Source organism: Mesorhizobium wenxiniae, from assembly GCF_002284535.1.
GTDB classification, from domain to species: Bacteria; Pseudomonadota; Alphaproteobacteria; order Rhizobiales; family Rhizobiaceae; genus Mesorhizobium; species Mesorhizobium wenxiniae.
Window position 1 is genome coordinate 826,774 of record NZ_NPKH01000020.1, and the last position, 12,325, is coordinate 839,098.

The window sequence follows — 12,325 nt, forward strand, 5'->3', positions numbered from 1 at the left end:
AAGCGCGGTGAAACGTTGATTAAGTGAAGGTATTTGGTGGCCCGGCGTTGCGGATTTGCCGGCTCGTCCGCGAAAGGTGATTAACGAAACGTTATCGTCGCGATGCTATCGAGAACCAAACTCACCATCCCGGGCTGAACCCATGATCCCATTGCCATCGGACGATTCGGTATCGATCGCAGGGCGCTCTCCGGGACTTGTCACGACGGCCGTCGAGGCGGTCGTGACGCTGCCGACCTTCAAAAGGCCCGAGCAGCTGCTGGCGACGCTGGCGTCGCTCAAGGCCCAGCACACCGGCAGACGGTTCGCAATCATCGTCATTGAGAACGAGGCCGAGGCGCGCGCCGGCGCCAAAGCGGCGCTGCCGCTGTTCGAGCGCGGCGAGATATCAGGCATGGTCATCATTGCACATGAGCGCGGAAATTGCAGCGCCTATAATGCCGGCTGGCAGATGGCGATCCTGCATTTTCCAAATTTCAGGCGCTTGCTGGTCATCGACGATGACGAGATCGCGGATCCGCAATGGCTCGAGCGCATGTGCAAGGCGGCCGAGACGCTCGGTGCCGACATCGTCGGCGGCCCGCAAAGGCCTGTGTTTGCCGACGCGGCCCATGCCAGATGGGCCGAGCATCCGGTCTTTGCGCCACCCTACCGGGAGACCGGGCGTGTGCCCGCGCTCTATTCCTCCGGCAATCTGCTGGTTGGGCGTTACGTGCTCACCGCCATGGGGCCGCCCTTCCTCGACCTGAAATTCAACTTCATGGGCGGCGGCGATTCCGATTTCCTGAGCCGGGCCGCACAGAGAGGCTTTGTGCTTGGCTGGTGCGCCGAGGCGCAAGTGCGCGAAAGCGTCCCGGCCCGGCGCGTCGAAGCCGACTGGATCCGTGCCCGCAGCCTGCGCAACGGTGTCATCTCGACACTGGTCGAGAAGAAGAAACGGGCCGGCACGCCGTTCGCCGGCACCAAGGTTTTCTTGAAGAGCCTGGCGCTGCTTGCCGCCTCGCCATTTCGCGGCGCGGCCAGGCTGGCGCGGACGGGGTCATTGGCGACGGCCTTATACCCCATCCATGTAGCTGTCGGCCGCCTGCTTGCCGAATTCGGATACGCCAATGAGCAATACCGGCAGCCTGAGAAGAACTGAACGCGCGCCGCTCAGCGCGGCGTTCACACGCGACGGCGTCGCGACCGCGATCGCGGCGCTGCTGTTCACCGTCATCCTGGTGTCGTTCCGTCCCTTCCAGCCGGCCGGCGCCGAAATGACCGGCGACGGCGGCGACATCGTCAACCAGCTCGGCTTCGGCTCGCTCGGCGCGATCTCGATCTTCTCGCTGCTGGCTTTCGCCGACCCGCGCGTGGTGCGCTCGCTGCTCAGCCCGTCCTGGCTGCTGATGCTGGGCTTCTTCGTGCTGTCGGTGGTGATGGCAACCGACCCGCCGTCGGCCATGCGCGCCGCTTCCTTCACGCTGATCGGCGTCTTGACGATGGCGACAATCCTGGCGCTTCCGCGCGACGCCGAGGCTTTCTCGAAAGTCATCATCTTCACCATAGTCGTCGTCATCGGCCTGTCCTATATCGGGCTCATCGTCTTTCCGCACGAGGCGCTGCACACCACCGATTCGCTGGAGCCGGAACATGCCGGCCTGTGGCGCGGCGTGTTCACCCACAAGAACATCGCCGGTCCTGTCATGGCCTGCTTCAGCTTCGCCGGGCTGTACCTCTACCGGCGCGGACAGCGGCTCTGGGGCGCGTCAATCTTTTGCGCGGCGATGATCTTCATGCTGCACACCGGTTCCAAGACGACGGCCGGATTGGTGCCGTTTTCGATCCTGATCGTCGTGCTGCCGAGCCTTATCGGCATGCGGCTCGGGACGCCGATCCTGTTCGCGCTGGCCATCATCGCCGCGGCGATCGGCACGCTGGGCATCGTCTTCCTGCCGCCGGTGAAGCATCTGGCGGCACTCTATTTCCCCGACCTGACCTACACCGGACGCACGACGCTGTGGGAGTTCGCCGGCGAGATGCTGGCGAAGCGGCCGTGGACCGGCTACGGCTTCGAGAGCTTCTGGGGCACGCCGCTGCTCTTGAACCAGGAGCAGCCCTTCGACCGGGCCTGGGACATCAGAACCATCGTGCACGGCCATAACGGCTATCTCGACATCGTCGTGCTGATGGGCATCCCGGCGCTCTGCGTGGCAGTCTACACATTCCTGATCGCGCCGCTACGCGATTACTTGCGCATCCCCTTGCGCAAGGAAAACATCTATCTCGGCGACTTCTTCATGATGGTGGTGCTGTTCGCCGCGCTGAACGCCTTCCTCGAAAGCTTCTTCTTCCATCGCGCCGACCCGGTCTGGCTGTTCTTCGTGTTCGGCATGTTCGGCCTCAGGCAGGTGTCGCTGCGGCCGATGGCGGTTCGTGGTCCGTCCTGATCCTCCGTCCCAACAGGGCTTCCCCGCCCCGCCACGAACGTCTATGGGAAGCCATCTTTTTGTTTGAGCATCGGATTTTCCCAAGACCGGTACCCACTTTTGCGTCCGATGCTCTAGCGGAGGTTTTCTATGACGATCAGGCTTGTTCTCGCCGGTTGCGGCAATATGGGCTACGCCATGCTCTCGGGCTGGCTGAAATCGGGCAAGCTCCCCCCGGCGGCGGTCTTCGTGGTCGAGCCGAATGCCGATCTGCGCAAGCGTGCCGAAGCGCTCGGCTGCAGTGCTGCCGCGGAGGCCGGCGGCATTCCGGCGGACGCGGTGCCGGCCCTCGTGGTCATTGCGGTGAAGCCGCAAGTGATCCGCGACGTGACCGCCGCGTACAAGCGCTTCAATGATGGCCGCACCACCTTCGTCAGTATCGCCGCCGGAACGCCGGTCGCCACATTCGAGGCCATTTTGGGCAATCGCGCGCCGATCGTGCGCTGCATGCCCAACACGCCGGCGGCGATCGGCAAGGGCATGCTGGTGGTGTTTTCCAACCGGCTGGTCTCCATCGATACGAAGCGTTTCGTTGCCGATCTGCTTTCGGCGAGTGGCGAAGTGACTGATATCGACGACGAAGGCCTGATGGATGCGGTGACGGCAGTGTCCGGGTCTGGACCCGCCTATATCTTCCATTTCATCGAAGCGCTGACCGTGGCCGCCGAGAAGGCCGGATTGCCGGCCAAAACCGCCAGGCTACTTGCGATGCAGACGGTCTACGGCGCCGCCTCGCTCGCCGCCGAAAGCGGCGAGGAGCCGGGCGTTCTGCGCCAGCAGGTGACCAGCCCCAACGGCACAACGGCCGCCGCCCTTGCCGTGCTGATGGGCGGGGACCGGCTGATCCATCTGCTCACCGAAGCGGTGGAAGCAGCGCGGCTGCGGTCGATCGAGTTGGGGAAGTAGTTGCTTGAGGCGTTGCAAGCCGGTCGGCGGCGAAGGTCGACGATCAGTTGCAATAGCAAACGTTCCGAAGCGATCCTTCGCGCCCCCCTCTGTCCTGCCGGACATCTCCCCCACAAGTGGGGAGATTGGCAGCTTCGGCGGTCCACTCACCACTGCGATGTTGGAGATTGGCGAAGGCCGGCGTGACGTCCGATCTCCCCCAGGTGGGGGAGATGTCCGGCGGGACAAAGGGGGGCACTGTCCCGCCGGCATCAAATTTCTGCACCGCACTACCCCGCTCCGTACAGCGTCTCGTCCTGCAGCCGGCGCAAGGCGAAAAGCCTGGTCGTCGGGTCGGGTGCGGCATTGTCTGATGTCAGCAGCTCGCCCTTCCTGACCGGTCTCAGCACCTTGCCGCTTTCGAGCAGGCCGACTGGCACGGCGCGGTTGGCGCGAGCCTCTTCGACAGTCATGGTCCAGGAGCGGTAGCAGGTCTCGCCGATCGCATCGAAAATCTCGCCGGCGGCGAGATCGCGCTTGGCCACGGCGCAGACCTCGGCGACGGGCCTCGGCAGCGGCACCATGTCCGGCTTGCCATAGAGCGCGATGCGCGCGGCGGTCAACGGCACTTCCAGCGAGGTCAGATGATACGGCCGGAAGAAGCTGTAATAGGGGCCGTGGCCGATATGCAGGTCGTCCATGCGCTCGATGATGCGCGGATGCGTCGCCTCGACGATGACGAAGACGCCGGGCGCCACGCCCTTGCCGATGGTGTAGTCGACGACGCCCTTCCGCGACAGGATGCCGCCATCGGCGCGCGGGATGAGCACCTTGGCCAATTCATCGCGATTGGCCTTGGGGCCGTGCATGCCGGCAATGTCGGGCACCAGCCCGGTGGCGTTGGCGATGGCGCACATCTCGACCATGGTTTTCGAGCCGTCGACGAACTCGACCAGCATGCGCGGGTTCATGTTGCGGCGCAACGCTTCCGCGCGATAGTCGTCGGGCACGGCGTCATGGTTGAGCGGGTTGTTCTTGCCCTTGCCGGCCGAGACGATGGTGTAGCCGAGCGCGGAGGCGAACTCGATCAGCTCCATGCAGCTCGACGGCTCGTCGCCGGCGCCGACCGAATAGACGACGCCGAGCCGGTCGGCCTGCTGCTTCAGATAGCAGCCGATGGTGACGTCGGCTTCGACATTCATCATCACCAGATGCTTGCCGTGCTCCATCGCCATCAGGTCGAAATCGGCGGCGACGCCGGGCTTGCCGGTGGCGTCGATAACGACGTCAATGAGCGGATTGGTGACCAGCATCTCGTTCGAGGTGATGGCTATTTTTCCGCTCTCGATCGCCTCGCTGACCTTCGACGGCGTATCGGCCTCCCGTGCCATCGCCTCGTCGCCATAGGCGATGCGGACGGCATCACGCGCCGTGTGGGGGCGGCGCGTCGAGACGGCGCACACCGAAATGCCCGGCATCAGCATGCCTTGCGTCACCAGGTCGGTGCCCATCTCGCCGGAGCCGATGACGCCGATGCGCACCGGACGGCCTTCCGCGGCGCGCTTGGCGAGATCGCTGGCAAGCCCGGTCAGGGCGACATTGGTCATGCGCAAGTCCACTGCTTTTGATTTGAAGGGGGAATAGCAGGGAATGGTAACCTTTTGCCAACGAAACCGGCCGCCGTCGGCAATTTCTTGTGACTGGCTTTCGCAATGCGAGCGGATAATCTTCCGCCCAGATAGTGTCTAGCGATGAAGAGACCGTCCTGTCGGGGCGGCGCGTGCCGACGGGATTTTCAGGGGAGGTTGAGGTGACAAACGAGTTTACGCCGAAATTCGATCTGGCTGACAAGGTAGTGCTGGTCACCGGCGCGTCGCGCGGCATCGGGCGCGCTTGCGCGCTCGCCTGCGCCGGCTCCGGCGCCGACATGATCGTTGGGGTGCGCAGCGCTGCCGACGGCGCGGATATCACTGCCGAGATCGAGCGCATCGGCCGGCGCGCGCTGGCGGTACAGATGGACCTCACCGATCTGACGACGGTGCGAATAGCTGTCGCCGACGCCCACGCCGCCTTCGGTCGCATCGACGTGCTGGTCAACAATGTCGGGCTTGGGCCGGAAAACCTCGCGGAGAACGTGACCGAAGCGGATTTTGACCTCACCGTGAACGTCAACCTCAAGGGGACCTTCTTCACCACCCAGGCGGTCGGACGGCTGATGATCGCGGCAAAATCCGGGCGCATCATCAACATCAGCTCGCAAGCCGGCACGGTGACGCTGAAGGGCGAAGCGATCTACTGCATGTCCAAGGCGGCGATAAACCACCTCACCCGTTGCCTCGCGGCCGAATGGGCGCAGCACAAGATCACCGTCAACAGCGTCGCGCCGACCTTCATCTGGACCGACGGAACACGGCCCTCGCTCGCCGATCCGGACTTTCATGCCCATGTGCTCGGGCACATCCCCCTCGGCCGCATCGGCGACCCAATCGATGTCGCGGGAACCGTGGTGTTCCTCGCCTCGCCGGCAGCGTCGATGATCACCGGCGCGAATATACTGGTGGATGGCGGCTGGTCGGTGGCGTGAGAGAATGGGTCGTCTCCGCACTGGCCCCGACTAGCTCGCCACAGTCATGCCGTCAGAGCGCCGGCAAGCGGCCAGGCATTACGGAACGGCAACTTGACAATGGCCCAATCTTTCAAATTGAGTGAAATCACGATCAATAGAGAGTCGGCACAAGACACATGGGCAAGACAGATATGGCGTGGAGCGAAAGAAAGACCGGTTACGGCAAAGGCCACTATTTCAACCAAATGGGCCTTGCCCTGCTGGTGCTCGTCTTTCTCATCGCCCTGCCGCTCGCTTTCTTTCCCGAAGACATACGGAAGTTTTACCTCAGCGAAGGCGGTCCAATTGAAGTCTTCTCGGCCGCAGGCTACCTGATCGTCGTGGCAACGCTTGTCCGGGAAATGTCCTATCGAGACCTGCTCAAGCGGTGGTACCTTGTCGCCATCCTGATCGCGATGTGCCTGCGCGAGCTGGACTTTCATGCGCATTTCACCACCCACAACATCACCAAGACCACCCTCTATATCTCGCCTGACGTCCCGCTGTTGGAAAAGCTAATCGGCGCGACGGTCGTTATTGCCCTCGGCATTGCCTTCTATTTGCTCCTGAAGAACGGCTTCCGTAGGTTTGTGCACGGGCTTCGCCACGGCGAGGCGACTGCCGTGGCCATTGCCGCAGCTGTCGGCTGCGCCGTCCTTTCCAAGGTCATCGACGGGGCGCCATCAAATCTCACATTTCTCGGCATCCACCTCACCCGGATCTATACCTCCACAGTGTTCGAAGAAATCCTCGAATTGGGGATTCCGATCTTCCTAGCCATCGCGGCGTTCTCGGCCTTCCCGACGCAGGATGGTCTCACAAAGAGGGCCTCGGGACAGATCACGCCAAACCACCCAAGATCCGTCACCTAAACGCCGGATCCAAACGGACCAGAACTTCTCGAATGTGATGCTCTGGTCCGCCGCGGTGTTGCCTCTATTTGCTTGGGAAGCAGGTGAGGCAAAACATGTGGAATGTGGCGAAAGACGGCTGGACGCTCCTTAAGGAAAGCATCCTCGGCTTCATCAATGACAATGCCCTCAGTCACGGGGCAGCGATGGCGTTTTATGCCACGACCTCGCTTGCTCCGATCCTGCTCATCGTTGTCGCCATCGCTGGCATGGCCTTCGGAAACGATGCGGCACAACTGGCGCTTTCGGCCCAGTTGTCGGGGCTGATGGGTCCGCAGAGCGCCGAGCTTCTGCAAGCGACAATCGAGAACGCGTCACACAAAGAGGCGGGAACTCTTGCCAGCATTTTGGGGCTCGTCACGCTGTTGGTTACCGCATCCGGCGTATTCGGCGAAATGCAGGTTGCCCTGAACGAGATCTGGAAAGTCAAACCGGCTGGCACGTCGATTTCACGGCTCGTGCGGGCACGCGCTGCCAGCCTCGGTCTCGTCGCGGCGCTTGGCTTTCTGCTGCTGGTGGCCCTGGTCGTAAGCGCTGCAATTTCGGCGCTTGGAGATATCATCAACGCATATCTGCCCTTTGGCACCCTTATCCTGAGCGCAATCAACGAGATCGTCTCGTTTGCCCTGATCGCGCTGTTGTTCGCGGCAATCTACAAGGTCCTGCCCGACCGCGCGCTGCAATGGCGCGACGTTGGCGTCGGCGCCATAGTAACGGCGTTCCTCTTCACGATCGGCAAATCGCTGATCGGCTGGTATATCGGAACCAGCGCCGTCGCATCGTCATACGGCGCAGCCGGTGCGCTGCTCGTCGTGCTGCTGTGGGTCTTTTACTCGTCCGAGATCTTTCTGTTGGGCGCCGAATTTACACGAGCCTACTCGGTTCGATACGGCAGCCGATCCGATCTGGAGGCAACCATTGAAGCAAGTAAATCGCGAACAGATGCGGGCGACGCCGGCCAGGATCGAAAAGTCTGAAAACGAGTCCTCGGCGGGATTGTTTTCGGCAGTCTCCTTACCACGGTTTTAAGCCATTTCTGGCATTAACACCGGGACGTCCGGCGCGGCGGCCCGAGGCGAGCATGGTCTTGGGGACGTCCGGCCGAAGCGACGTGCGAAGTTCCTTCGCCGCAGCCACCAGCTTGGCGCGGTTGCTTCCATATCTCTTGATCAACTGATGGACTTGCGCTGGGGTGATGCCGTTTTGCCGGGCAAAATACCTTACTACATAATCCTCGCTGCCGGAGATCCGATCCCGGTGGCGGGGATAGAGCTTCGCGGCGTCGGCTGTCATGCTTACTCTCCTTTGGTCACGTTTGCGCACAATGTATGATTTTCCAACGCAAAACCGGCGAATTCGTTGCCGCATGCGACACCAGCGCGCTTCGCTTTTTCGCCGCAGGCCCGAACGCCCGGCCAAAGCAACCCGACCGGCGCGCTTTTAAGCCATATGCAGATTTTTCGAGACTCAGCCCTCTGGCACGCGCATGATATGGGCAGGGAGGAAAAGCCATGCGCGAATTGCCAAAGAGCATTGACGCAGACGTTGTAATCGAAATCAGCAGGTTGCTCGACGACCGTGCGAAGTCGGCACCCGTGCCAGTCCACAAGCTTGCCTCGATGATCTCGAATAGTGTCGAGACCGATCTGCCGACAGCTTCCATCGAAGAGTTGATCGTTGAAATGGCCATGACCCGCCAACTTCCGATGCTGTTCGATCTACCGGGGGCGGATGCAGACAACGTCATATCGATCGCCTTGGCGCGCGCCAGCTGATCCGGCTGAGGGACTTTCCGTCGAGTGTGATTTCAAGACGCGGATCGTTCTTATCCTGCTCCAATTCGCGCCACTGACTCCGGCCGGCGGCTTTTTGCTGCGTCGCCAAGGATAATCGTCATGGGCAATAATCGTCACGGACGATCCGCTGTTTGGGAACATGTGGTGTCCAGTTGCATTTCCTCTAGACAACAAAGGAGGAATTCATGAACTGGGATCAAATCAAGGGAAAATGGATGCAGTTCAAAGGCCAGGCCAAGGAGCAATGGGGTGACCTTACCGACGATGACCTTGATCGCATCGAGGGGAATCGTGACCAACTCGCAGGACGCATTCAGGAGCGGTATGGAATCGCCAAGGAAGAGGCAGAGCGCCAGATAGACGACTGGTCCAGAAGCCTCACCTGAGCGTCCAGTATCGAGGCTGCACCGTCGATCGGCGCAGCTTCGACAGTCCTAGAGCGGGATGGGTTCGAATTGAACTGGGCATTTCGCCCTATCTATTTGTTTAGCCGCATCTCTGCGACGCCATCGATTCCACTTGGCTGCAAATGCTCTAAGCCTGCCGCTCCGAAACGAGCGGCGGGCGACTATATGCGACGGTGGCGGGTTGATCTGCGCCAGCCGTCGCTCCAGGATCTTCGGAACGAGAGCTAGCGCGCCGATTGTCTCTTGGCCTGTGCAGCGACGGCCGTGAGGAAAGCGGTTGCGGCAGTGTCGCACGCCGCTCGGGACGGGCTATAAGCGAAAAGGATCAGCTCGGCAGCCCTTATCGTAAGGCCATGTTTTTTAGCGAAGGCAGCTATTTCGTAAGGCTTGTCGTGGTCTATGGCCGGACCGTAGTCTTCGTTCATTGCTTCCTCCCGTTTGCGACGTTCCTCGCCTGGGCCTCTTGGCGCAAGGATTAACTTACGGGGCGTTGAGAGAGTCTACCAATTGGAGATTGCAAAAGGCCTACGGTGGACGACCGCCTGATACGGCGCGTCAGGCGAAAGACTCCATTTTGTCCGTTGCAAATCGAAAAAGATATATGATTGCGCTGATATCGCAGGTGGTCGACGCAAGCCAATGCCGATCTTTTCAGTCAAGCACACGACCGTCTATCGCTACACGCAACCGGTGACGTTTGGCGAGCATCGGCTGATGTTCAGGCCGCGCGATAGTTTCGATCAGCGACTTCTGGATCATGCCCTGTTGGTGGACCCCGAGCCGAAAGAGGTTGGCTGGATCCATGACGTTTTTGGAAACTGCGTTGCGGTAATCGACTTCCAGGGTTCCGGCGACGAACTGCGTTTCGTGACAGACATTCGGCTCGATCACACGCCGCAGCATGCGCCTGATTTCCGTATCGATGAAACAGCACTCAGCTATCCATTTTCCTATGATCCCGACGAGGCAACCGACCTCACCCAAACCATCGAGCGCCATCATCTCGATGACGGCGACGAGGTCGGCAAATGGGCACGACAGTTCGTGAGCGCCAGAGGCCACACCGAGACGGGCAAATTGCTGATGACACTTTGCTACGCCATCCACGAGAGCTTTGTGTATTCCCGTCGAACTGAATCAGGGACGCAACCGCCTCTCATGACCTTGCACCTGCGTCGAGGCACATGCCGAGACTTTGCGCTGTTCATGATGGAAGCGGTTCGTTCGCTCGGTTTTGCTGCCCGTTTTGTGACTGGTTATGTCTATGTGCCGAACCGCGACAGCGCTTCTGTCCTCGGCGGCGGTTCGACGCATGCCTGGTGCCAGGTCTATCTGCCTGGCGCGGGTTGGGTCGAGTTCGACCCCACCAATGGCATTGTCGGCAACCGGGACCTTATCAGGGTGGCTGTGGCCAGGCATCCTGGGCAAGCCATCCCTCTTTCCGGAAGCTACTGCGGCAGCGCGTCGAGCTTTCTCGGCATGACGGTGGAGGTCAAGGTGGTGAAGGAAGCTGGTATCAATAACCAGCTTCAATAAAAATTAGCATCCTCTAAATGTGTTCGGAACTGTCGCGGCAATCCGGAGTTTGCTTTAATCAACGCATTGGAGCTTCGATGCGTATCCGCGCAGGTTTCAAGCTCGCCTACGAATGTCCGCAGCCGACACCGATGCTGCTCGTCCTTGATATCCATCCGTCACGTCGCGTCGATCTTTTGACGGAACAGATCATCGGCTTCGATCGCCCGGTCGAAGCCCGCGGCTATATCGACGTTTTCGGCAATTTGTGCACGAGAATAGAGGCGCCCGCGGGGCTTACGACGATATCAACGAACTTCGAAATTCATGACACCGGCAAGCCAGAAATTGTGGCCGCGGGCGCCGTCCAGCACGATATCAAAGAGCTGCCCGACCACGTGCTCAGGTTTCTTCTCGGCAGCCGCTACTGCGATACCGATCGGCTTGGCGACTTCGCTTGGGCCAATTTTGGCAATATCGCACCCGGATGGGCGCGCGCCCAGGCGATCTGCGATTTCGTTCACGAACACATCACCTTCAACTACCAGGCTGCGGACACGATGCGGACCGCCTACGGCGCGCTAACCGATCGGGCCGGCGTGTGTCGCGATTTTGCGCATCTGGCAATCACGCTGTGCCGTTGCATGAATATTCCGGCGCGATATTGCACCGGCTATCTCGGCGACATCGGCATACCGCCGATGCCGTACCCCATGGATTTCAACGCATGGTTCCAAGCCTATCTCAGCGGCCATTGGTTCACCTTCGATGCACGGCACAACCAGCCTCGCATAGGCAGAATCCTGATGGCGACGGGATGCGATGCCAATGACGTCGCTATCTCAACGAGCTTCGGTCTTTCCCGGCTCACCCGCTTCGAAGTCATCACAGAAGAAATCCACGCCGAGCCTGAGAAGGCGTCAGCCCGCCGCACCTTTCGGCATGACGGGCTTCAGCGTGAGGGGTCAAGTCAGTCGTAGACCTTCACAATCTTGCGGGTACCTGGATCGACCAGGACGGTTCGGCCATCGACGACTACGTAGCGGTACTGAACGTCCGGCACCTCGTAAAGCTCGACTGTTTCGGGCAGAGGTGTGCCGATGTTGAGCTCCACGCCGGGAAGGCTGAGTGATGCCACTGGTTTCTTTTTCACGTATTCGCGGATCACAGTGTCCTGCTCGGGTTGAATGATGACGTCCTGAGCGGCGGCGGCGCTGACGCCAACGAACAGAAGGATGCCTGCCGCAGCCGATGTAAGTTGCTTACCCATAATAGCCTCCAAGCAACCTTCAGCTGCGGTGCTTGATTGCTGCCGCGACGGGTTGCATAGTTATCTGAACGATGCGGCGCAATTCTTGTTCCATTTTGTACGGCGCGAACCCGCTGCCACGGCATATCAACGCTGACGTTCGCGGCCGCCCGCGAACGCGTTCCCGCTCAAGGCTTAGGTTCTTCCGGAGGAGGCGCGTTTGGGACTGGACAATCAGGATGTGGCCATTTTTCGCACGGAGAGGGCTTGTCGCCAGCGTCGCCATAACGTTCCACGAGTTTTGCGAATCCGTAGGCGAACGCGGCAAGCAGCGCCAGGATAACCACTATGCGAGCGGCCATACGGGATTATAGCAGGATCCCGCTTAGGATTGACCCCAGCATCAGTTAGCGCTCGACAGGTTTGCGGCGAGGTCGCAAGAACTGAACGCATCTCGTCAGCTTCCTTGCCACACCTGGGCGACGTGAA

14 protein-coding genes are annotated in these 12,325 nt (G+C 60.7%); 10 read left to right on the forward strand and 4 right to left on the reverse strand.

Translation table 11 applies throughout. The features are described 5' to 3' along the window. Positions 1–142 precede the first annotated feature (142 nt). The 3 genes from CIT31_RS14245 to proC all read left to right on the forward strand — a co-directional run bounded on the left by CIT31_RS14245 (position 143) and on the right by proC (position 3,374). On the forward strand, positions 143–1,141 hold the full coding sequence (locus CIT31_RS14245) for a glycosyltransferase family 2 protein (RefSeq protein ID WP_095519081.1): 999 nt from the start codon (positions 143–145) through the stop codon (positions 1,139–1,141). After that, positions 1,110–2,429: an O-antigen ligase family protein gene (locus CIT31_RS14250; RefSeq protein ID WP_095519082.1), complete on the forward strand. Its 1,320-nt coding sequence runs from the start codon at positions 1,110–1,112 to the stop codon at positions 2,427–2,429. The genes CIT31_RS14245 and CIT31_RS14250 overlap by 32 nt, the downstream gene beginning before the upstream one ends. Positions 2,430–2,558: 129 nt before the next feature. Next, positions 2,559–3,374, forward strand: a complete 816-nt coding sequence (proC, locus tag CIT31_RS14255; RefSeq protein ID WP_095519083.1) for a pyrroline-5-carboxylate reductase — start codon at positions 2,559–2,561, stop codon at positions 3,372–3,374. 269 nt (positions 3,375–3,643) lie between these two features. On the opposite strand, the gene CIT31_RS14265 is transcribed toward proC, so the two are convergent. Further along, positions 3,644–4,960 carry an NAD(P)H-dependent oxidoreductase gene (locus tag CIT31_RS14265; protein ID WP_095519084.1) on the reverse strand — a complete coding sequence of 439 codons (1,317 nt, stop codon included), beginning with the start codon at positions 4,958–4,960 and terminating at the stop codon, positions 3,644–3,646. 203 nt (positions 4,961–5,163) lie between these two features. Here CIT31_RS14265 and CIT31_RS14270 point away from each other — a divergent pair, with 203 nt between their 5' ends. From CIT31_RS14270 to CIT31_RS14280, 3 genes are all read left to right on the forward strand, one after another. After that, positions 5,164–5,937 (forward strand): SDR family NAD(P)-dependent oxidoreductase, encoded by a 774-nt coding sequence (locus CIT31_RS14270; protein WP_095519085.1) that lies wholly within the window; start codon positions 5,164–5,166, stop codon positions 5,935–5,937. Positions 5,938–6,095: 158 nt separating this feature from the next. Continuing rightward, a complete protein-coding gene (locus CIT31_RS14275) occupies positions 6,096–6,830 on the forward strand; it encodes a hypothetical protein (RefSeq protein ID WP_095519086.1) in 735 nt (244 codons plus the stop codon). A 95-nt stretch (positions 6,831–6,925) separates the two neighbouring features. Then, entirely contained in the window at positions 6,926–7,846 is a 921-nt protein-coding gene (locus CIT31_RS14280; protein WP_095519087.1) for a YihY/virulence factor BrkB family protein, read from the forward strand. Between the two features lie 37 nt (positions 7,847–7,883). Here CIT31_RS14280 and CIT31_RS14285 read toward each other — a convergent pair whose 3' ends face one another. Then, positions 7,884–8,162: a DUF3606 domain-containing protein gene (locus CIT31_RS14285; RefSeq protein WP_095519088.1), complete on the reverse strand. Its 279-nt coding sequence runs from the start codon at positions 8,160–8,162 to the stop codon at positions 7,884–7,886. Positions 8,163–8,380: 218 nt separating this feature from the next. On the opposite strand from CIT31_RS14285, the gene CIT31_RS14290 reads away from it, so the two are divergent. Next, a complete protein-coding gene (locus CIT31_RS14290; protein WP_029348484.1) occupies positions 8,381–8,644 on the forward strand; it encodes a hypothetical protein in 264 nt (87 codons plus the stop codon). Positions 8,645–8,850: 206 nt separating this feature from the next. Then, positions 8,851–9,051, forward strand: coding sequence for a CsbD family protein (locus CIT31_RS14295; RefSeq protein WP_095519089.1), 201 nt, complete (start codon positions 8,851–8,853; stop codon positions 9,049–9,051). A gap of 245 nt (positions 9,052–9,296) precedes the next feature. Here the strand turns inward: CIT31_RS14295 and CIT31_RS14300 are convergent, their stop codons facing one another. Next, positions 9,297–9,497, reverse strand: coding sequence for a hypothetical protein (locus CIT31_RS14300; protein WP_095519090.1), 201 nt, complete (start codon positions 9,495–9,497; stop codon positions 9,297–9,299). A 214-nt stretch (positions 9,498–9,711) separates the two neighbouring features. Here CIT31_RS14300 and CIT31_RS14305 point away from each other — a divergent pair, with 214 nt between their 5' ends. Both CIT31_RS14305 and CIT31_RS14310 read left to right on the forward strand, forming a co-directional pair. After that, a complete protein-coding gene (locus CIT31_RS14305) occupies positions 9,712–10,608 on the forward strand; it encodes a transglutaminase family protein (RefSeq protein WP_095519091.1) in 897 nt (298 codons plus the stop codon). A gap of 77 nt (positions 10,609–10,685) precedes the next feature. Then, positions 10,686–11,567, forward strand: coding sequence for a transglutaminase-like domain-containing protein (locus tag CIT31_RS14310; RefSeq protein ID WP_095519092.1), 882 nt, complete (start codon positions 10,686–10,688; stop codon positions 11,565–11,567). Here CIT31_RS14310 and CIT31_RS14315 read toward each other — a convergent pair. Beyond that, positions 11,558–11,857 carry a DUF1236 domain-containing protein gene (locus tag CIT31_RS14315; RefSeq protein ID WP_065009244.1) on the reverse strand — a complete coding sequence of 100 codons (300 nt, stop codon included), beginning with the start codon at positions 11,855–11,857 and terminating at the stop codon, positions 11,558–11,560. The two genes, CIT31_RS14310 and CIT31_RS14315, sit on opposite strands and share 10 nt — an antisense overlap. Positions 11,858–12,325: the final 468 nt, after the last annotated feature.

What these genes read in the sequence shown, in the direction of transcription:
- CIT31_RS14290 (WP_029348484.1), top strand. Translation starts at nt 8,381, where the DNA reads ATGCGCGAATTGCCAAAGAGCATTGACGCAGACGTTGTAATCGAAATC.
- proC (WP_095519083.1), top strand. Translation starts at nt 2,559, where the DNA reads ATGACGATCAGGCTTGTTCTCGCCGGTTGCGGCAATATGGGCTACGCC.
- CIT31_RS14280 (WP_095519087.1), top strand. Translation starts at nt 6,926, where the DNA reads ATGTGGAATGTGGCGAAAGACGGCTGGACGCTCCTTAAGGAAAGCATC.
- CIT31_RS14300 (WP_095519090.1), bottom strand. Translation starts at nt 9,497, where the DNA reads ATGAACGAAGACTACGGTCCGGCCATAGACCACGACAAGCCTTACGAA.
- CIT31_RS14295 (WP_095519089.1), top strand. Translation starts at nt 8,851, where the DNA reads ATGAACTGGGATCAAATCAAGGGAAAATGGATGCAGTTCAAAGGCCAG.
- CIT31_RS14305 (WP_095519091.1), top strand. Translation starts at nt 9,712, where the DNA reads ATGCCGATCTTTTCAGTCAAGCACACGACCGTCTATCGCTACACGCAA.
- CIT31_RS14285 (WP_095519088.1), bottom strand. Translation starts at nt 8,162, where the DNA reads ATGACAGCCGACGCCGCGAAGCTCTATCCCCGCCACCGGGATCGGATC.
- CIT31_RS14245 (WP_095519081.1), top strand. Translation starts at nt 143, where the DNA reads ATGATCCCATTGCCATCGGACGATTCGGTATCGATCGCAGGGCGCTCT.
- CIT31_RS14275 (WP_095519086.1), top strand. Translation starts at nt 6,096, where the DNA reads ATGGGCAAGACAGATATGGCGTGGAGCGAAAGAAAGACCGGTTACGGC.
- CIT31_RS14310 (WP_095519092.1), top strand. Translation starts at nt 10,686, where the DNA reads ATGCGTATCCGCGCAGGTTTCAAGCTCGCCTACGAATGTCCGCAGCCG.
- CIT31_RS14250 (WP_095519082.1), top strand. Translation starts at nt 1,110, where the DNA reads ATGAGCAATACCGGCAGCCTGAGAAGAACTGAACGCGCGCCGCTCAGC.
- CIT31_RS14315 (WP_065009244.1), bottom strand. Translation starts at nt 11,857, where the DNA reads ATGGGTAAGCAACTTACATCGGCTGCGGCAGGCATCCTTCTGTTCGTT.
- CIT31_RS14265 (WP_095519084.1), bottom strand. Translation starts at nt 4,960, where the DNA reads ATGACCAATGTCGCCCTGACCGGGCTTGCCAGCGATCTCGCCAAGCGC.